General features: G+C 72.0%; 6 protein-coding genes. All 6 read right to left on the reverse strand.

The genetic code is table 11. From position 1 onward, the window contains the following. Window positions 1-65 precede the first annotated feature (65 nt). Window positions 66-7,913, reverse strand: coding sequence for an amino acid adenylation domain-containing protein (locus ACFHWT_RS22230; protein ID WP_416596600.1), 7,848 nt, complete (start codon window positions 7,911-7,913; stop codon window positions 66-68). Further along, entirely contained in the window at window positions 7,913-15,982 is an 8,070-nt protein-coding gene (locus tag ACFHWT_RS22235) for an amino acid adenylation domain-containing protein (protein WP_416596601.1), read from the reverse strand. Before ACFHWT_RS22235 ends, ACFHWT_RS22230 begins: the two co-directional genes overlap by 1 nt. A gap of 50 nt (window positions 15,983-16,032) precedes the next feature. Further along, complete coding sequence (locus ACFHWT_RS22240; protein WP_370461426.1) at window positions 16,033-16,254, reverse strand: MbtH family protein; 222 nt, start codon at window positions 16,252-16,254, stop codon at window positions 16,033-16,035. 127 nt (window positions 16,255-16,381) lie between these two features. Next, window positions 16,382-17,194 carry a helix-turn-helix domain-containing protein gene (locus ACFHWT_RS22245; RefSeq protein WP_416596602.1) on the reverse strand — a complete coding sequence of 271 codons (813 nt, stop codon included), beginning with the start codon at window positions 17,192-17,194 and terminating at the stop codon, window positions 16,382-16,384. A gap of 292 nt (window positions 17,195-17,486) precedes the next feature. After that, complete coding sequence (locus tag ACFHWT_RS22250) at window positions 17,487-17,915, reverse strand: hypothetical protein (RefSeq protein ID WP_416596603.1); 429 nt, start codon at window positions 17,913-17,915, stop codon at window positions 17,487-17,489. Window positions 17,916-18,048: 133 nt separating this feature from the next. After that, a complete protein-coding gene (locus ACFHWT_RS22255; protein WP_416596604.1) occupies window positions 18,049-20,616 on the reverse strand; it encodes a phenylalanine--tRNA ligase subunit beta in 2,568 nt (855 codons plus the stop codon).

The following is a 20,616-nucleotide window of genomic DNA, read 5'->3' on the forward strand; positions in this document are numbered from 1 at the left end:
CGTGGTGCGGATCAGCCGGCGTGGTGGTACGGGGTCAGCCGGCGTCAGCCGGTGGTGGTACGGGGTCAGCCGGCGGTCGGGGCGGGTGCCGGTGCCGGATCTGGCAGGTGCTCCGCCAGTCGGGCGGGGGTGGGATGGCGCATCAGCTCGAGAATCTCCAGCTCGACGCCGAGCGCGGACTCGACGCCGAACACCAGCTGCATCGCGGTCAGCGAGTCCCCGCCGAGGTCGAAGAAGTCGTCGTCGGCGCCGACCTCGACTCCGAGGACCTCACCGAACAGCTCGCACAGCCGGGCCACCAGGCCGCTGACCGGCCCCGGTTCGGCCCGGCTGGTCGTCGCCGGGCGGGGTGCCGGCAGGGCGGCGCGGTCGAGCTTGCCGCTCGACCCGAGCGGCATCGCGGCGAGCTCGACGAAGACCGTCGGCACCAGGTACGTGGGCAGCGTCGCGGACAGCTCCGCGCGCAACCGGTCCGGGTCGAACGACCCGCCCGGGACCGGCACCACGTACCCGACGAGCCGCCGACCGCCCGGCGCGTCGTCGCGGGCCACTGTCGCCGCGGCGGCCACGTCGGTGCAGCGGCCCAGTGCCGCGTCGATTTCGCCGAGCTCGACCCGGAAGCCCCGGATCTTCACCTGGTGGTCGTCACGCCCGTGGAACTCCACCTGGCCGTCGCGGTTCCAAGCCGCCCGGTCGCCGGTGCGGTACATCCGGTCACCGGCCGATCCGAACGGGTCCGCCAGGAACCGTTCGGCCGTCAGCACCGGTCGACGCAGGTAGCCTCGGGCCAGGCCGGCTCCGGCCAGGTAGAGATCGCCGATCACGCCCGGTGGGACCGGCCGCAGGTATCCATCTAGGACATACACCCGGGTGTTGCGGATGGGACGACCGATCGGTACCCGGGCCAGCCGAACGCCGGTCGGGACGGGCCAGTGGGTGACGTCCACCGACGCCTCGGTCGGCCCGTAAAGGTTGTGCAGCTCCGTGCGGAGCGTGGCGTGGACGCGGTCGGCCAGCTCCGGGTCCAGCGCCTCACCGCTGCAGATCACCCGGCGCAGGCTGGCGCAGTGGGCGGCGACCGGTTCGGTCAGGAAGGCGGCCAGCACCGATGGTACGAAGTGGATCGTGGTGACCTGGTGCCGGGCGATCAGTCGGGCCAGCCGCGCCGGCTCCCGCTGGTCCCGGCCGCTGGCGACGACGACGCTGGCGCCGGTCGCCAGCGGCCAGAACATCTCCCAGACGGAGACGTCGAAGCTGAGGCTCGTCTTGTGCAGTACCCGGTCCTCGGGCGTGAGCCGGAACCGCTCCTGCATCCACACCAGTCGGTTGACGATGCCGGAGTGCGGCACCGCGACGCCCTTCGGACGACCGGTCGAGCCGGAGGTGTAGATGACGTACGCCGGATGTCCGGCCAGCAACGGGTCGTGCCGGTGCCGGTCGCCGGGGTCGGTCGTCGGCTGCCGGCCGAGCTGGTCGGTCGTCGCCGGGTCGTCGACCGCAAGGCCGTGGGCGGGCGGGCAGCCGGCCTCGACCAACTGGTCGAGGCCCTCCCGAGTCCCGACGACGCAGACAGCGCGGCTGTCACCGACCATCAGCGCCCGGCGGGCGGCGGGAAGGTCCGGGTCGACCGGCAGGTACGCGGCACCGGTCTTGACCGTGGCGATGATCGCGATCAGGCTCGGTACGGAGCGGGGCAGCTCGACGGCCACCACCCGCTCCGGTCCTGCCCCGCGGCCGATCAGCAGGTGGGCCAGCTGGTTGGCCCGGGCGTTGAGCTCGGCGTAGCTCAGCTCGTCGGCACCATCGCGCGCGGCGATCGCGTCCGGTGTCCTGGCCACCTGGGCCTCGAACAGGCCGGACAGACTCGCCTCGCCAGCGGCGGTGCCGGCGTCGGTCGCGCGGACAGCGGTGCCGGCGCCGGTGTCGTTGGCGTCGGCGATCAGTCCCGACTCCGCCCCGGTGAGCAGGGACAATCCGACCACCGTGGTGGCCGGTTCGGCGGCCACCGCCCGCAGCACGGTGTGCAGCCGGGTCAGCACCGCCTCGGCGGTCGCTGGATCGACCAGCTCGGCCTGGTGACTGAGCCGCACCCGCATCCTGGTGCCCGGCAGCACGACGAGGGCCAACGGGTAGTGCGTGGCGTCCCGGCCGTCGACGCCGGTCACCGTGGCATCGCCGATGGTCGGGGCACCGTCGAGCGCGACCGGGTAGTTCTCGAACACGTACAGCGTGTCGAACAGGGTGCCCGGGGTTTCGGCGAGCTTCTGCACCGTGCCCAGCCCGAGAAAGTGGTACGGCACCAGAGCCGACTGCTCCCCGTGCAGCCGGGCCAGTAAGTCGGTGAACCGTTCCCGAGGATCGGTGCGTACCCGCACGGGCAGCGTGTTGAGGAACAGGCCCACCATCGCCGCCACACCGGGGATGTCCGGCGGGCGACCCGACACCGGGGTGCCGAACACGACGTCGTCGCGCCCGGTGAGGTAGCAGAGCAGGACCCCCCAGGCGGCCTGCAGCACGGTGTTGACGGTCACCCCCCGCTCGCGGGCCAGGGCGGTCAGCGCCGCGGTCAACTCCTCGTCCAGCTCGACGGTGAGGTCGCGGGGAAACGACGTCGGGTGCGCGGCACCCGGGCCGGCCACCAGCGTCGGTTCGGACAGGCCGGCCAGTGCCTGGCGCCACGCCGCCTCGGCGGCCGGCCGGTCCTGGCGGGTCAGCCAGGACAGATAGGTACGGAACGGTTCGGCCGGCTCCGGAGCCCCGGCACCAAGGTGGTGTTCGTACAGCGCGATGAGGTCGCGTACCACCAGGGACAGTGACCAGCCGTCGAGCAGGATGTGGTGATGGGTCAGACCGAGCATGTGCCGGTCGGTGCCCCGGCGGATCAGGCTGAACCGCAGCAGCGGAGGTCGGCCCATGTCGAACCGGCGTCGGCGTTCGGCGTCGGCGATCCGGGCCATTTCGGCGTCGGCCTGCTCGTCGGTCAGCGACGACAGGTCGATCTCCTGCCATGGCACCTGCACCTCGGCGCCGATCACCTGGACCGGCGCCCCGGTCATCCGCTGCCGGAAACCCGCGCTCAGGTTGGGGTGGCGTCGGAGCAGGTCCTGTGCCGCCCGGCGCAGTGCGGCGGCGTCCACCGGGCCGGTCAGTTCCAACGTCAACTGGGCGGTGTAGAGGTCAGCACCGGCACCGGCGTACGTGGCGTGGTAGAGGATGCCTTCCTGCAGCGGCGCCAGCGGCAGCAGGTCCGCCAGGTCGGTGTACTCGGCGCTGATCGCGTCGAGTTCGTCCTGGCCGACCCGGACCAGCGGAAAGTCCGACGGGATCAGGCTGGCCGACGGCGGGCGGCCACTGTCCGCCGGTGTCCCGGTGCTGCGCGCCAGTACCCGCAGCGCGCGCAGCCAGTTGTCCGCGAGGTCGCGGACCCGGGCCTCGGGTACCGCCTCGCCGGCCCAGGTCCAGCTGGCCTGCAGCTGTTGTCCGCCGACGTGGTCGACCGCCATCGCGTTCAGCGACACCGCGTGGGGCAGTGGCATGTTTGCGTCGACGTCGCCGCCGAACGCGCCCTGCGGTACGGGGGTCCAGTCGCCGGGCGGCCCGTCCTGGTGGCCGGCCAGTCGACCGAGGTAGTTGAAGCCGATTTGCGGGCGGTCCAGCCGGGCCAGCTCGGACGCGGTGTCCGGGTTCAGATACCGCAGCAGTCCGTACCCGACGCCGTTGTCCGGCACCGATCTGACTTGCTCCTTGACCCAGGTGACGAGCCTGCCGACGGCGGGCCCGCCGGCCCACACGTCCGGCCAGTCGACCTGCGGTGGGTCCAGCCGTAGCGGGTAGAGGCTGGTGAACCAGCCGACGGTGCGGGACAGGTCGACGTCGGCGGCCAACTCGGCCCGGCCGTGGCTCTCCACGTCGAGCTGCAGCCCACCGGGTCGGTCGGCGGCGACCGCGATGGTCAACGCGGCCAGCAGCACCTCGTCGACGCCGGCGTGCAGCGCGTCGGCCACCCGGCCCAGCAGGTCCGCCGACAGCTCGGCCGGGACGCGCTGGATGAGCGACCGCGCGGTACGGGCGGTGTCGCGGGCCGGGTCGAGTGGCCGGTCGCCGACCGGCGGCGGCGGATCGACGAGCGTCCGGTGCCACCGGTCCAGCTCCGCCGTGCGGACCGGCCGGGTCGCCTCCTGCCGCAGCAGTGCCGACCAGCGTCGGAACGACGTGGCGACCGGTGCGAGCTGGGGTCGTTCGCCGGCCGACACGGCCGCCCACGCGGCGGCGAGGTCCGGCAGCAGGATCCGCCAGGACGTCGCGTCGACGGCCAGATGGTGGGCGGCCAGCAGCAGCCGGCCCTGGTGCCCCGGGCCGGAGTCGAACCAGACCGCCTGCAGCATCACCCGCTTCTCCGGCGCGAGCCGGGCCTGCGCCGCGGTCGCCTGCGCCGCCACGGTCTCCTGCCATACCGGCTCCGGTGCGTGCGGGTCCACGGCCACCCGGGTCAGCACCGAGGTGGCCGGCACGCTGCCCGGCCCGGCCACGTCGAAGCGCCACGGTGCGTCGACGTCGGACGATCGGACGAGTCGCATCCGGAGGGTGTCGTGCCGGTTCAGCAGGGCCTGCAGCGCGGTGCCGAGACCTGGCTCGGTGAGGTCCGCCGGCGTGTTGACGACCATCGACTGGTAGTAGCCGTCCACCGGCCCACCGGCGATCCGCAGCCACTCCATGATCGGGGTGGAGTCGATGTCGCCCAGCCCGTCGTCGGCCTGTCTGACGGCGGCGTCGTCCGCCTCGCTGGCGGCACGTTCGGCGACGGCGGCCAGCTCGGCGACGGTCGGATGCGCGACGACGTCGCGGGGCCGGATGGCCAGCCCTTCGCTCTGTGCCCGGCTCACCAGCTGGATCGAGGAGATGCTGTCCCCGCCGAGGCTGAAGAAGCTGTCCCGCACCCCGACCCGGTCCAGCCCGAGCACCTCGGCGAACAGGTCGCCCAGCAGCTTCTCGACGGCGCTGTCCGGACCCTCGTCGACGGCCGCCGGCGCCGCGTCGGGCGCGGGCAGGGCCTGCCGGTCGACCTTGCCGCTCGGGGTCAACGGCAGGGCGGCCAGCGGGACGAAGACGTTCGGCACCATGAACTCGGGCAGGTTGGCCGCGACGAAGGTACGCACGGCAGCCGGGTCGATCTTGCCGCTCGGCGCCGCACCGACCAGGTACGCGACCAGCTGCCGGCCTCCCGAACCGACCTCCCGGACGACGACCACCGCCTGGCCGACCGCGTCGTGGCGGGTCAGCACGGCTTCCACCTCGCCGGGTTCGATCCGGTGGCCGCGCACCTTCACCTGCTCGTCGACCCGGCCGACGAACTCCAGGTCACCGTCGGGGCGCCAGCGCACCAGGTCACCGGTGCGGTACATCCGCTCGCCGGCACCGGCGAAGGGGTCGGCCACGAACCGGGTCGCGGTCAGCCCCGGCCGACGCAGGTAGCCGCGGGCCAACGCGCGACCGGAGACGTAGAGCTCACCGGCCACCCCGGCGGGCACCATCCGCAGGCTGTCGTCCAACACGTACACCCGGCAGTTGCGCACCGGGCGACCGATGGGTACGGGAACCCCGGCGGCCAGGCCCTCGGCCGGCAGTCCGGCACTCATGGTGGCGCAGACCGTCGTCTCGGTCGGGCCGTACGCGTTGACCATCCGACGTCCCGGCGCCCACCGGGTCACCAGTTCGGCGGGGCACGCCTCACCCGCCAGCACCAGGGACCGCAGGGTCGGCAACGGCTGTACGGGCAGTTGGGACAACACCGCCGGGGGCAGCGTCGCGTGGGTGACCCCGTGGGCCCGCACGAGCGCGGCGAGTGGTTCCCCGACCAGCAGCCGTTCGGTCGGCACCACCAGGGCGGCGCCCGAGGTCAGCGCCATGCACAGCTCCCAGAACGAGGCGTCGAAGCTGGGCGAGGCGAACTGCAGGACCCGGGCCCGGCCGTCCACACCGAGCTGGTCGGCCTGGGTGGCGGCGAGGCTGCTGACGCCCTGGTGGGTGACGACGACGCCCTTCGGACGACCGGTCGACCCGGAGGTGAAGATCACGTATGCGGGATGGGCCGGCAGCAGCGCGGTGCGGCGTTCCCGGTCGGTGAGGTCGTGGGTCGGCTGCTCCGGCAGTACCCGCAGCAGTGCCGGATCGTCCAGGTTGAGACAGAACAGTCCGGCGGCGTCGGCGACGGCCCGGGCCACCGGCGCGGCGACCGCGTCGGCGAACACCACGCAGGCCGGCTCCGCGTCGGCGAGCATCTGTTCGACGCGCGGGCGGGGATACTCCGGGTCGACCGGCAGGTAGCCGGCACCGGCCTTGGTCACGGCCAGGATCGCGGTCACCAGCTCGACGCTGCGGGGCATGGCGAGGGCGACGAACTGCTCCGGGCCGATCCCCCGGTCGACGAACACCCGGGCGAGGCGGTTCGCGTCCGCGTTCAGCTCCCGGTAGGTCAGCTTGCGCGCGCCGCAGCGCACCGCTACCGCCTCGGGTGTCTCGGCCGCCCGTGCTTCGACCAGCTCCGGCAGGGTCGCCACCGGCACCGGCGCGGGGTTACGGCCCTGGGCGGACAGCCGGTGGCGTTCGTCGGCGCTGAGCAGATCGAGCCGCCCGGTGCGCTCCCGCGCCGTGGCGGGCAGTTCGGTGAGCAGCCGGACGAACCGCCGCAGCAGGCCACGGACGAAGCCGGCCGCGAACAGGTCGGGACGGTACGACAAGCGCAGTCGCAGCTGTGGCCCGCCGGCCGCGTTCAGGCTCAGTGGATAGTGCGCGGCGTCGTCCGCGCCCACCTCCACCCGCAACTGCCCGCAGCGCAGGTCGCCGGTGTCCGGGAAGTTCTCGAACGCGACGCAGGTGTCGAACAGCTCGCCGGTGCCGGCCACCTTCTGGATCTCGGCCAGGCCCAGATGGTGGTGTTCGAACAGCTGCGCCTGCTCGTGCTGAATCCGGGCCAGCAGCGCCGACAGCGGTTCGTCGCGGCGCAGCCGTACCCGCACCGCGACGACGTTCATCAGCAGACCGATCATGGTTTCGGCACCGGCCAGGTCGACCGGCCGGCCGGACACCGCCGCGCCGAACACGACGTCGCTGCGCCCGGTCAGCTGCCCGACGAGCAGCGCCCAGGCGCCCTGCACGATGGTGTTGACGGTAAGCCCGTTGCGGCGGGCGAACCCGACCAGCTCCGCGGTGGCTTCCCGGCTCAGCTCGGCCGGCAGGCTGGCCGGCCAGACCGGGGTACGGGTCGGGTCGGGCGCGGCCACCCGGGTCGGACCGTCCAGTTCGGCGAGCGCCGCGCGCCAGGCCTGCTCCGCGCCGGGCCGGTCCTGCGCCGCCAGCCAGGCGAGGAAGTCCCGGTACGCCGCGGGCGGCGGTACCGCCGCGCCGCCGGCACCGCGCTCGTGCCGCTCGTACGACTCGCACAGTTGCCGGACCAGCAGGGCGGTGGACCAGCCGTCGAGCAGGATGTGGTGGTAGGTGACGACCAGCCGGTGCCGTTCGTCGTCGACCCGGATCAGCCGGAAGGCGATCAGCGGGGCCGTCCGCAGATCGAACCTGCGGCCCTGGTCCGCCTCGGTGTGCCGGGCGAGGGCCTCGGCGAGGGCTTCGCCCGGGGCCACCGCCACCTCGGTCCACGGCAGCTCCGGTCGGCTGACGATCACCTGGACCGGCGCGCCCGATCGGCGTTCCCGGAAACTCGCTCGCAGGTTGGGATACCGGCGCAGCAGGTCGTCCGCGGCGGCGCGCATCGCGGCGACGTCGAGCGGGCCGTACAGGTCCAGGATGAGCTGGGCGGTCTGCACCTCCGGGCCGGTGGTCTGGTTCCAGGAGTGGTACATCATCCCGGCCTGCAGCGGTGCCAGCGGCAGAATGTCCTCGATGTTGGACGTACTCATCACATCGCTCCTCGCTGCTGCGACAGCTCCTGCTCAAGATCGTCGATTTCGTCCTGGGTCAGCGTGACGAGCGGCAGGTCCGACGGCGTGGGAGCGCCGGCCGCCGACGTCGTCGAGCTGGCCACGATCGCCTCGAGGGCGGTGTGCCACGCGTCCGCCAGGTCCGCCACCTCCGCCTCGGTCAGCACCTGCTCCGGCCACGACCAGGTGGTCCGCAGCTGCGGACCGGCCGGGCCGTCGACGGTCACGGCGCCGATCTCCAGCACGTGGGTCACCGGCTGCCGGGGATCACCTCCGCCGCTCAGCGCGGTGCTCTCCGCGGCCAGCCCCCAGTCGCCGGGTTCGGCGGCGGGGAACCTGCCGAGATAGTTGAACGCAACCTGGGGTACCGGCATCCGGGCCAGCACCGGACCGGTCCGGGCGTTGAGGTAGCGCAGCGCGCCGTACCTGCCGCCGGCGGGCACCGCGCGCAGCTGTTCCTTGATCCGCTTGACCGCCGCACTGACCGCCGCGCCGGCCTGCGGGACGCCGGTCGCTCCGGTCTGCGGGCCGTCGGCGACCAGCTCCGCCCAGTCGACCGGCCCGGCGTCCAGGCGGATCGGGTGGATGCTGGTGAACCAGCCGACGGTGCGGGACAGATCGGCCTCCGGCACGAGTCCGTCCCGGCCGTGGCCCTCCAGGTCGAGCAGGATGTCGCTGCCCGCGTCCCGGCCCCGCCGGGCACGCCACGGCGGCATCGCCAGCGCGAGCGCGGTCAGCAGGATCTCGTTGACCCCGGTGCGCCAGGCGGCGGGTGCGGTGGTGAGCACCGCTCGGGTGCAGTCCGGCGCCACCGTCCGGGACACCGTCCGCAGCCGGTCGAAGACATCGACCCGACGGTCGAGGGGACGGGCACCAAGTATCGGCTCCGGCCGGTCGAGCAGCGCGGTCCAGGCCGGAAGTTGCTCGTCGGCCGACGGTTCGTCAGCCACCGCCGCGACCCGGCCCGCCCACTGCCGCAGCGACGTACCTGCCGGTTCCAGCACCGGTCGGTGCCCGGCGGCGAGCGCCGTACCGGCCGCCCGCAGGTCGGACAGCAGGATCCGCCAGGAGACGCCGTCGACAGCGAAGTGGTGGATCACCAGCAGCAGTCGGTGGTCGCCGGTGGGGCCACCGTCGAACCAGACCGCCTGGACGAGTTCGCCCTCGCTCGGGCGGAGTCGGTCGCGGGCGGCCCGTTCCTGCGCCTGGATCAGCGTCGTACGCTGCCCGCCGCTGGCCCCGGCGAGGTCCACGCCGCGCAGGCAGTTCTCGGCGCGTACCGTCCCGGCGGCGGGGATCTCCAGCTCCCACGGCGCGTCGCCGGCACTATCGCCGTCGGTGGCGGTGGCGGTGGCGGTGGCGGACCGGACCCGCATCCGCAGCGCGGGATGGTTGTCGAGCAACGCCTGCAGCGCGTCCCGGGCCTGGTCGAAAGTCTGGGCGGGCGGCACCTGGACCAGCAGCGACTGGCTGTACGCGGCCATCGGTCCGCCGCGTTCCCGGGCCCAGGCCATGATCGGTGTCAGCGGCACGGCGCCGACCCCGTCGTCCAGTTGGTCGGCGACCGTCCGGTCCGCCGTGGTCACCACCGCGGCCAGGGCCCGCACGGTGCGGTGCTCGTAGACGTCCTTGGTCCTGATCGCCAGGCCGGCCCGGCGCGCCCGGCTGACCAGTTGGATGGACATGATGCTGTCGCCGCCGAGTTCGAAGAAGCTGCCGTCGACGCCCAGGTCAGGCACGCCGAGCAGATCGGCGTAGATCTCGCAGAGGATCCGTTCCGTCGCGGTGCTGGGCGGCGGCCCGGTCCGTGCCCCGTCGACCTGCGGCTCGGGCAGCGCTGCCCGGTCCACCTTGCCGGTCGGGGTCAGTGGCAGCGAGTCGAGCACCACGATCCGGGCCGGCAGCATGTGCTCGGGCAACTGCCGCCGCAACCATTCGCGGACCTCGGCGTCGACCAGGGTGGCCGTACCCACCGGTGCCACGTACCCGACCAGTGCGGGATGCCCGGCGCCGTCGTCACGCACCGCCACCACGGCGGCGCCGACCTGCGGATGCGCGGCGAGGGTGGCTTCGATCTCGCCGGGCTCGACCCGGAAACCACGAATGTTGACCATGTTGTCTACCCGGCCGGCGTACTCCAGGTCGCCGTCGGGGCGCAGCCGCACCCGGTCGCCGGTGCGGTACAGCCGGCCACCCGGCTCGACGCCGTACGGGTCGGCGACGAACCGTTGCGCGGTCAGACCGGGTCGTCCGAGGTAGCCCTGCGCCAGCCGGGCGCCACCGACGTACAGCTCACCGACCGCGCCGAGGGGCACCGGCGCGAGCGCCGGGTCGAGGACGTGTGCGGTCAGTCCGGCGACCTCGCGGCCGATCTGGCTGAGACCGCCGTCGAGGTCGGCGGCGGCGAGCGTGCGGGCGGTCACGTGCACTGTGGTCTCGGTGATCCCGTACATGTTGACCAGTCGCGGGCTGTCCCAGCCGTGGCGACGGCCCCACCGCCGTACCGAGCCGTGGTCCAACGCCTCACCGCCGAAGATCACCCAGCGCAACGCCTGCGGCTGGCCGAGCCGGGCGTCGGCACCCTCGTACTGTGCGAAGGCGGACGGGGTCTGGCAGAGGACGGTCACCCCGGTCTCGGTCACCAGCTGGTGGAAGTCGTCCGGGCTGCGGGAGACCCAGTAGGGCACCACGACCAGCCGGCCACCGGTGCTCAGCGCACCCCACATCTCCCAGACACAGACGTCGAACGAGGCACTGTGGAACATCGACCAGACGTCGTCGGGACCGAAGCTGAAGTCCCGGGCCGCCGCGGTGAACAGCCGGACCGCGTTGCGGTGGGTGACGGTGACGCCCTTCGGACGGCCGGTGGAACCCGACGTATAGATCACATACGCCGCACCATCCCCCGACGACACCCCCTCCGACGCCGCCACGACCCCCGACCCAAGCCCATCCGACGACACCGCCACACCATCCCCGTCAACCTCCACCACCCGCCAACCACCCACCGGCAACCGACCAGCAGCACCAACACCCCCCACCACCACCGACACACCCGAATTCACCAACATCAACGACAACCGCTCCGCCGGATAATCAACATCCAACGGCACATACGCCGCACCCGCCCGCAACACCCCCAACAACCACACCACCAAATCCACCGAACGCGACCCACACACCCCCACCAACGAACCCGCACCAACCCCCAACCCCACCAACAACCCCGCAACCCGACCCGACCGCTCCCACAACTGCCCGTACGTCAACGACACATCCCCACACACCACCGCCACCGCACCCGGCGACCGCACCACCTGCCGACCCACCAACCCATCCACCGACACCACACCCGAACCCACCTCCGCCGCCGACCCACCCTCGACCACCGACCACGACGCCACCAACGACCGCTCCGCCGCGCCGGCCAGCGGCTCCCGCAGGTAACGCCGGTCCGGGTCGCCCACCATGTCCCAGAGCGCGGCCACGAAGTAGTCGCGCAGCAACCGGACCTGCTCGGCCCGCAGCGCGTCGGTGTGAAAGTCCATCGCCAGCAGCACCCGGTCAGCGACCGGGTCGCGCACCACGCCGATGTTGAGCGGGAAGTTCGTCGGTTCGGCGCGGACCGTGGAGAAGCTGCCGATCTTGCCGTCCAGGATCTCGGCGCTGCGGTCGGCCAAGACCTCGGCCATCACGTGGAAGTGGTTGTAGACGAAGTTGACGTTGACCGCCCGGTCCAGACCGAGCCTGCGCTGCAGTTCGGACAGGGGGAACCGGCGGTGCGGCAGCATGTCCCGCTCGGCCGCGAAGACCTCATCCACGAGGTCGGTCCACCGACCGTCCGGCAGCCGCAACCGGAACGGCAGCGTGTTCAGGAACAGCCCTCGCACCTCGTCGCCGCCGCGCTCCTCCGGCCGCCCGTTGGCGGTCACGCCGACCAGCACGTCCGTCGTGCCGGTGGCGTAGCCGACCGCGCGCAGACAGGCCGCGATGAACAGGGTCTTCAGCGCGGTACCGCGTCCGTCGGCCAGTTCCCGCAACGCCGTGCACAGCTGCAGGCTCAGCAGGGTCTCCACCGAGCCGTACCGCTGACGTTCGTCCGTGGCGTACCACCACTCGCCGTCGAACCGGTCCTCGCCGGCAAACTGCGGTACCGGCCCGTCCGGCCACCGCAGCAGCCTCGTGTCCGGGGCGTCGGCCAGCCGCTCGCGCCAGAACCGCTCCGTCTCGGCCGAGGTGACGGCGGCGCGCTCCAGCTCGACGAAGTCCCGGTACTGCGACGTCAACGGCCGCTGCTGCGGCTCGACGCCGCCACGCAGACCGAGGTAGACCTGCAAGATCTCGCTGAGCGTCGAGTGCAGGCTCCAGCCGTCGAACACGGCGTGGTGCTCGGTCAGCGTCCACTGGAAGACGTCGTCGGAGCGGCGGTGCACATACATCCGGAACAGCGGTGGACGGTCGTGGTCGAACGGGGTGACCCGCTGGAGCTCAAGGTAGTCCCGGATGATCTCGTCCTGGGCCGGCTCGGCCAGGCCACGCAGGTCCTCGCAGCCGACCGGCAGGTCGGCGTCCGGGTACACCAGTTGCAGCGGCTCGCTGTAGTCGGTCAACGACAATGCCGTACGCAGGATCGGATGCCGGCGTACGACGTGGTCGACCGCCTTCTTGAAGGCGGTGAACTCGAACGGCGCACGGACCGCCATGCTGTCCACGTTGTGGTAGGGCAACCGCTCCGGGTCGCGGGACATCTCGTAGACCATGCCCACCTGCAGGGCGGTCATCGGATAGGCGTCGACGAGGCCCGCCGGGAGCTGCGCCCGGTCGGCTGCGTCGATGAGGTCGAACGGCTCGCGACGCACGGCGTGCGGCACGTCCGTGACGGTGCACACTTCGGCGAGTTCGGCGACCGTCGGACGGTGGAACAGCTCCTGCAGCTCGAACGAGATGCCGTTCTCCCGCGCCGCGCCGAGCACCCGGATGCTGCGGATCGAGTCGCCGCCCAGGTGGAAGAAGTTGTCGTGCCGGCCCACCTGCGCCACGCCGAGTGCCTCGACCCAGACCTCGGCAAGGCCTCGTTCGACCGGGCCCACCGGTGCGACGTACTCGCCGCTGCCGGCCGGGCGCACCTCGGCGGGGTCGGGCAGTCTCCGGTGGTCGGTCTTGCCGCTCGGGGTCAACGGGATCGCCGCCAGCTCGACGAATCTCGCCGGCACCATGTAGTCCGGCAGGCGGTCCGCCAGCCACTGCCGCAGCTCGGCGATCGACACCGTCGACTCCGCGCCGGTCGCCACGTAGCCGATCAGCTGGGGGGCACCCGCGTCGTCCGGGCGGATGGTGACCACCGCGCCGGTGACGCCGGGGAACTGGCTGGCCACGGCTTCGATCTCGGTGAGCTCGACCCGGAAGCCACGGACCTTGACCATGGTGTCGGCCCGGCCGGCGTACTCCAGGTTGCCGTCGGGGCGCAGCCGGGCCAGGTCGCCGCTGCGGTAGAGGCGGGCACCCGGCGCGCCGCCGATCGGGTCCGCCACGTATCGGCCGGCGGTCAACCCGGGCTGGCCGAGGTAACCCCGGCTTACCCCCGGCCCGCCGACGTACATCTCCCCGACGACGCCGATCGGGCAGGGTCGCAGGTGCTGGTCGAGGACGTGGATGGTCAGGTCCGCCAGTGGTCGGCCGATCTGGGTGAGCGCGCGGGTGAGGTCGTCCGGCCCGACGGTACGGAAGGTGTTGTGCACTGTGGTCTCGGTGATCCCGTACATGTTGACCAGTCGCGGGCAGTCCCAGCCGTGGCGACCGCCCCACCGCCGTACCGAGCCGTGGTCCAACGCCTCACCAGCGAAGATGACGTACCGCAGCCGAAGTTGGTCCGCCGATCGGGCGTCCACGGCCTCGAACTGGACGAATGCCGACGGGGTCTGGCTGAACACGGTGACGCCTTCGTCGCGGACCAGCGCGTACAGGTCCTCGGGGCTGCGGGAGACCCAGTAGGGCACCACGACCAGCCGGCCACCGGTGCTCAGCGCACCCCACATCTCCCAGACACAGACGTCGAACGAGGCACTGTGGAACATCGACCAGACGTCGTCGGGACCGAAGCTGAAGTCCCGGGCCGCCGCGGTGAACAGCCGGACCGCGTTGCGGTGGGTGACGGTGACGCCCTTCGGACGGCCGGTGGAACCCGACGTATAGATCACATACGCCGCACCATCCCCCGACGACACCCCCTCCGACGCCGCCACGACCCCCGACCCAAGCCCATCCGACGACACCGCCACACCATCCCCGTCAACCTCCACCACCCGCCAACCACCCACCGGCAACCGACCAGCAGCACCAACACCCCCCACCACCACCGACACACCCGAATTCACCAACATCAACGACAACCGCTCCGCCGGATAATCAACATCCAACGGCACATACGCCGCACCCGCCCGCAACACCCCCAACAACCACACCACCAAATCCACCGAACGCGACCCACACACCCCCACCAACGAACCCGCACCAACCCCCAACCCCACCAACAACCCCGCAACCCGACCCGACCGCTCCCACAACTGCCCGTACGTCAACGACACATCCCCACACACCACCGCCACCGCACCCGGCGACCGCACCACCTGCCGACCCACCAACCCATCCACCGACACCACACCCGAACCCACCTCCGCCGCCGACCCACCCTCGACCACCGACCACGACGCCACCAACGACCGCTCCGCCGGGTCGGCGAGGGTCAGCCGGCCGACCGGCTGGGACGGCTGGTCGAGGCCGCTGACCAGCAGCTGCGACCAGTGCCGGAAGAAGTACTCGGCCGAGTCGCGCAGGAACAGGTCGGTGCAGTACTCGATCTCGACGTCGTACCGGTCGCCAGTGTCGTAGACGGTGAAGGTGAGGTCCAGTTTGGCGGTGTCGGTGGAGACGAACTCCCTGGTCAGCACCGCGCCGTCGACGGCGCTGTCCGGACCGTTCTCGTGGTACGCGAACAGCACCTGGACCAGCGGGGCGTGACTCGGCGTCCGCTGCGGCACGAGGCTGTTGACCAGCTGGTCGAAGGGCACACCGGCGTACTCCAGCGCCGACAGCACGGACTCCTGGGTCCGCTGCACGACGGACGCAAAGGTCGGTTCCCCGCTCAGGTCGGTCCGGAGCACCAGGGTTCCGGCGAAGAGCCCGACCACGTCCAGGAAGCGACTGTCGCCCCGGCCCGCGACCGGCGTACCGACGACCAGATCGGTCTGCCCGGTCTGCCGGTACACGAAGGCGTTGAAGGCCGCCAACAGCACCATGTACGGCGTGACCCCACTACCGGCGGCCAACGACCGGACCCGGTCCCGGACGTCGGCCTCCATCGTGAACCGCAGGGTTTCGCCACGATGGGTGAAATCCCGTGGTCGGGTCAGGTCCCGGCCGAGTTCAAGCAGCTCCGGCGCGCCACGCAACTGCTCGACCCGCCGTTGGAGGTCCTGTCGGGAGCGGTCCGCGGCCAGCCACTGCTGCTGCGCGACGCAGTGGTCGACGTACTCCACCGCCGGAGGTCGCGACTCTGCCACTCCGCCGACCAGCCCGGCGGCGAGTTCCCGCTCGACGACCTGCAGCGAAAGACCGTCCATGGCGATGTGGTGGAACGTCAGATGGACCGACGTGACCGCGTCGTCGACGACGAACAGCACGGCGCGCACCAACGGCCCACGGGCGAGGTCGAACGGCGCCCGCGCCGTGCCCCGGATCGCTTCGGCGCACCGCTCGTCGCGGTCGGACAGCGGGCATCCGGTCAGGTCATGAATCTCCACGGGGAACTCACGGGTCGGCAACGGACGCTGCACGGGGACGCCGGCAACCTCCTCGAAGGCCACGAACAGCGCGCCGTGGCGAGCCAGCACGCGGCGCACGGTGGTAACGGCCACCGACAGCGGTACGGCGACCGACAACCGCCACGAGACCGGCACGTGGTACGCCGCACTCGCCGGCGCCAGCCGGTCGAGGAACCACAGCCGCTGCTGCTCGCTGCTCAACGGCCAGTGCTGATCGGTGTCGGCCATGACTTCCTCCCGCCGGACGTTCACTTGCTGTCGTTCCCCTGAAGGTCTGTTCAGTTCTGCTTGTCGGCCCGCTGCATCGCGAGAGCGAGGCTCTTCGGCCGCATGTCCAGCCAGGTCTCCTCGACGTACCGGAGTCCCGCCTCCCGTTCGCCGGGCCCCCACGCCACGGTCCAGCCGGCCGGGACCTCGGCGAATTCCGGCCACAGTGAGTGCTGACCCTCGGCATTCACCAGAACCAGGAAAGTGCCGTTCTCGTCATCGAACGGGTTCATGATCAACCTCCGGTTCACGTCGTACAGCAACCGAGTCACATCGACTCAGGCCAACAGGTATCTGCATCCTGCCGAGTGGCCAGCAGGTTGACCAGAAGCTGTCAGTTTGGCCAACTGACAGTTTGTGTCAGGCGGGCTCGGCCACCGGGAGCAACGACACGACCTGCAGTTCGTTCGTGCCCGGATCGGTCAGCGTCACGACGTCGACCATGGTGGTCCGGTGGTCACTGGCCAGGCGGATCCCCCGCCGCGACCGCATCACGCACTCCCGCGCCGAATGCGCCTCCCACAGGCACCGGACCTCCGGGTCGGTGTCCAGACAGGAGTCGACCAGCGCGGCGATGTCGGCGTCCTCGGGGTGCCGGGCCCGGGCGATGCGCATCTGGGTGAGCAGGGGCGCGACCCAGTCCGTCGCCCAGTTGACCAGGCGACGTCGGGCGTCCGGCGCGGTGAACAGCCACCGGAGGTAGCTGCGCTCGTCGCGCAGCCAGGGGTAGTAGGTCTCACACGCCTCGTTGTGCTGCACCACCCGGGCATACCGGTCGAGCACGTAGGTCGCCCAGCGTTGGCCCGTGACGAACTGGCGCAGTGCGGGGCCCACGACCGCGGCGGAGGTCCCGGCCGGTGACGGCGGGGGCATCCGGCCGACCGCCAGCAGATAGAGCAGTTCCCGCTCGTACCGACCGAGTCGCAACGCCTCGGCGACGGAGTCGAGGAACGCGTCGGAGTAGTTGGCGCGGATCCCGCGCTCCAGGTTGCTGTACCAGACGACGCTCACCCCGACAAGGTCGGCGATCTCCTCCTGTGTGACGCTCGACCGGCGACGGCGGCGCCCGTCCCGCCCTTGATCTCCATCCGGTGACAGCCGGTGTCGCCACGCCTTGACGCAGGCGCCCAGCTCACCGTTCTGACTGGCCGAAACGTGCCGAGCGGAAGCCATTTACCCCTCACCAGTACGCGTGTCCAGGAACAGCACATCAAGGGACATGCAGCAGTGTTACCGGTTCATTCCGCTGCCGTTGCCGAGTTTTACGCGACCATCTGAACACGTACTGGAGATCACTGGACACGCACTGGACTGCGACTGGAGGACACCCGTTTTCCGACATCTCATCGAAGGCGCCCCACTATTTGAAAGCAGCCATGTCATCGACCGGAACGCCGGCCACGAGCGCGGCAAGCTAATCCAAATCAGTCGATGCTGTTTCGGTAGACGACTACCCGATCGTCAGCTATCCGATCGGCGTGAGCCCGAGCAGGATCAGCAGACCCGACACGGCACCCAGCAGCGCGGCGACGAAGCCCAGACCTTCCCTGACGTGCCGCGCCACGACAGGAGCCCGACCCGGCGGCAACCCGGCGGGCAACCCGCTCCACCGGCTGCCGGCCCGGATCCGTGGCTGCGCGCCGAGCAGCCGCTCAACCTTGTCGAGGCGGTGCAGGTGACAGCCCACCAGCAGACCTGACCCGAGGTACGGACAATCGCCGTCATGCCACAACGACTCACCGCAACGCGTCGGGACGGCAAGGACGGCGTACGGCATCCCGGCGGTGAGCATCAGGAACCAGCCCCAGTGCGACTCGCCACTGAAGAAGGCAGCGACGGCCAGCGCGGCGATCGCCGCGCCAGCGATGAGACGTGTCCTGCGCCACCGAGGCATCGTCCGATCCTAGTCGGAGGGTCGTCCGGTCGGCCCCAGGACCCGGATCCCCGCCGCCGCGGTCGCCGGCAGTCCCGGCCCGGTCCGCCGCGACAACTGCGCAGACCGGGCCGGAGACCCGGTGTCGATATGGTCAGGCGCCGCGCAGGGTGGCGCCGAGCCGGGAGGCGGCCTCGGCGACCGCCGCGTCGCGGGCCGCCACCGCCTCCTCCACGGTCAGCGTACGGTCCGGTGCCCGGAACACCAGCTTGTACGCCAACGACTTGCGCCCGGCGCCGAGCTGCTCGCCGGCGTACACGTCGAAGAGCCGGACCGATTCGAGCAGCTCGCCGGCGCCGGCCGCCAGCGCCGCACGGACCTGCGCCGCCGGGGTGGCCTCGTCGACGACCAGCGCCACGTCGATCAACGCCGGCGGGAAGCTGGAGAAGTCCGGTGCCGGCACCACCGGGGCCGGCGGCACCGCGTCCAGGTCCAGCTCCATCGCGCAGGTACGCCGGGGCAGTTCCAGCGCGGCGACCACCGCCGGATGCAACTCCCCGGCGTGGCCGACCACGACCCCGTCGACCAGCAGTTCGGCGCAGCGACCCGGATGCCAGGGCGCGTACTCGCCGGCCCGGACCTCGACCCGGTCGGCCGGGATGCCGGCGGCGTCAAGCACGGTCCGACCGGCTTCGACGGCGTCGGCCCAGCTGGCCGGCCGTCCCGCACCCCACCAGCCACCCGGCTCAAGCTCACCGGCGAGCACCACCGCGACGTGCCACGGCTGGTGCGGTACGGCCGCGTCGGCGGCGGCGAACACCGCGTCGTCGGGCCGGTCGTCGACGCCCATCGGCGGCGGCGCGGCGGCATCCGGCCGGGGTTGGAACACCACGCCGATCTCGTAGAGGGCAACGTCGCGCTGCCCCCGGCCGATGTTGCGCCGCAGCGCCGCCAGCAGCGGCGGCAGCAGGCTGGTCCGCAGCAGCGGGTCGGTGTCGGCCAACGGGTTGGCCAGCCGGACCGCGTCGCGGCGCGGGTCGTCGGCGGGCAGCCCCAGGTCGTCGGCGGCCTGCGGGGAGACGAACGGGTAGCAGAGCACCTCGGCGTGACCGGCCTCGGCCAGCGCCCGCGCCACCGACCGGCGGCGGCGTTGGGCGGCGGTCAGTCCCCGCCCGGCCGGGGCGGGCGGCAACACGCTGGGCACGTTGTCGTAGCCGTCCAGCCGGGCCACCTCCTCGACCAGGTCGGCCGGATCGGTCAGGTCGGGCCGCCAGCTCGGCGGGGCGACGACCAGCGGCGCGGCGCCGTCGTCGGCGGCCGACGCCGCCGAGGTGGCGGTGGCCACGCCGGTAGCGACGGTGGTGGCGCTGGCCACCCCGGCGGTCGAGGCGGTGGCGACGGTGCAGCCGATCGCCTCCAGCAGGTCGACGACCCGCTGCGGCGGGTACGCCACCCCGGTCCGGCGGCCGGGCAGCCCGGCGTCGAGGACGATCGGGGCCGGCGGGGCGACGTGGTCGATGTCGAGGATCTCCGCGCCAGCTTCGCCGCCGGCGTACTCGGTGAGCAGCCGTACGGCGCGGTCGATGGCGACCAGCGGCAGCGCCGGGTCGACGCCGCGTTCCCACCGCTTGGCGGCCTCGCTGAACAGCTTGTGCCGCCGGGCGGTGCGCCCGACCGTCACCGGATCCCAGTGTGCGGCCTCGAACAGCACGTCCCGGGTGCCGGGCACCACCTCGCTGGTCTCGCCGCCCATCACCGCGGCGAGCGAGATCGGTCCGGTGTCGTCGCAGATCACCATGTCCTCGGCGTCGAGCACCCGGGCCACCCCGTCCAGGGTGGTCAGCTTCTCCCCCGCGACGGCGCGACGGACCACCAGCGGGCCGGCGAGCCGGTCGGCGTCGAAGGCGTGCATCGGCTGGCCGAGTTCGAGCATCAGGTAGTTGGTGATGTCGACGGCGAGGCTGATGCTGCGTATCCCGGCGGTGGTCAGCCGGCGGGCCATCCACTGCGGCGTCGGCGCGGTCGGGTCGATGCCGCGGACCATCCGGGCGGCGAACCGGTCGCAGCCGACGGTGTCGCGGACCTCGACCGGGTACGCCGGGGTGTCGGTGGCGCCGGGTGCGTCGACCGCCGCCGGGTCCCGCCACGGTACGCCGAGCGCCTGGGCGAGTTCCCGGGCGATCCCGCGTACCGACATGGCGTACCCCCGGTCGGGGGTGATCTCGACGTCGACCACGACGTCGTCGAGGCCGACGACGGGCCGGGCGTCGTCGCCGGGGGCGGCGGTGACGTCCGGCGGCAGCACGATGATGCCGGCGTGGTCGTCGCTGACGCCCAGCTCCCGGGCGGAGCAGATCATGCCGTTCGAGTTGCGCCCGTAGGTCTTGCGGGCACCGATGGCGAACCCGCCGGGCAGCACCCCGCCGGGCAGGATGACGACGACCTTGTCGTCGGGGGCGAAGTTGGTGGCGCCGCAGACGATTTCCTGCGGTTCGCCGGTGCCGACGTCGACCCGGCAGAACCGGATCGGCTTCTTGAAGCCGGTGAGTTCCTCGATCTCGCGGACCTCGCCGACGACGAGTGGGCCGGTGACCGTGCCGGCCAGGTCGACGATGGACTCGACCTCCAGGCCGAGGCCGACGAGAGTGTCCTCGAGCTGCTGCGGTGTCAGGTCGGCCGGCAGGTCGACGTGTTCGCGCAGCCAGGAAAGTGCGATCCGCAT

The organism is Micromonospora sp. LOL_021 (assembly GCF_048060215.1).
In the GTDB taxonomy this organism is placed as follows: Bacteria; Actinomycetota; Actinomycetes; order Mycobacteriales; family Micromonosporaceae; genus Micromonospora_E.

Bases quoted from the DNA above. Each gene is read 5' to 3' on its own strand.
- ACFHWT_RS22230 (WP_416596600.1), bottom strand. From the start codon at position 7,913: ATGAGTACGTCCAACATCGAGGACATTCTGCCGCTGGCACCGCTGCAG.
- ACFHWT_RS22235 (WP_416596601.1), bottom strand. From the start codon at position 15,982: ATGGCCGACACCGATCAGCACTGGCCGTTGAGCAGCGAGCAGCAGCGG.
- ACFHWT_RS22240 (WP_370461426.1), bottom strand. From the start codon at position 16,254: ATGAACCCGTTCGATGACGAGAACGGCACTTTCCTGGTTCTGGTGAAT.
- ACFHWT_RS22245 (WP_416596602.1), bottom strand. From the start codon at position 17,194: ATGGCTTCCGCTCGGCACGTTTCGGCCAGTCAGAACGGTGAGCTGGGC.
- ACFHWT_RS22250 (WP_416596603.1), bottom strand. From the start codon at position 17,915: ATGCCTCGGTGGCGCAGGACACGTCTCATCGCTGGCGCGGCGATCGCC.
- ACFHWT_RS22255 (WP_416596604.1), bottom strand. From the start codon at position 20,616: ATGCGGATCGCACTTTCCTGGCTGCGCGAACACGTCGACCTGCCGGCC.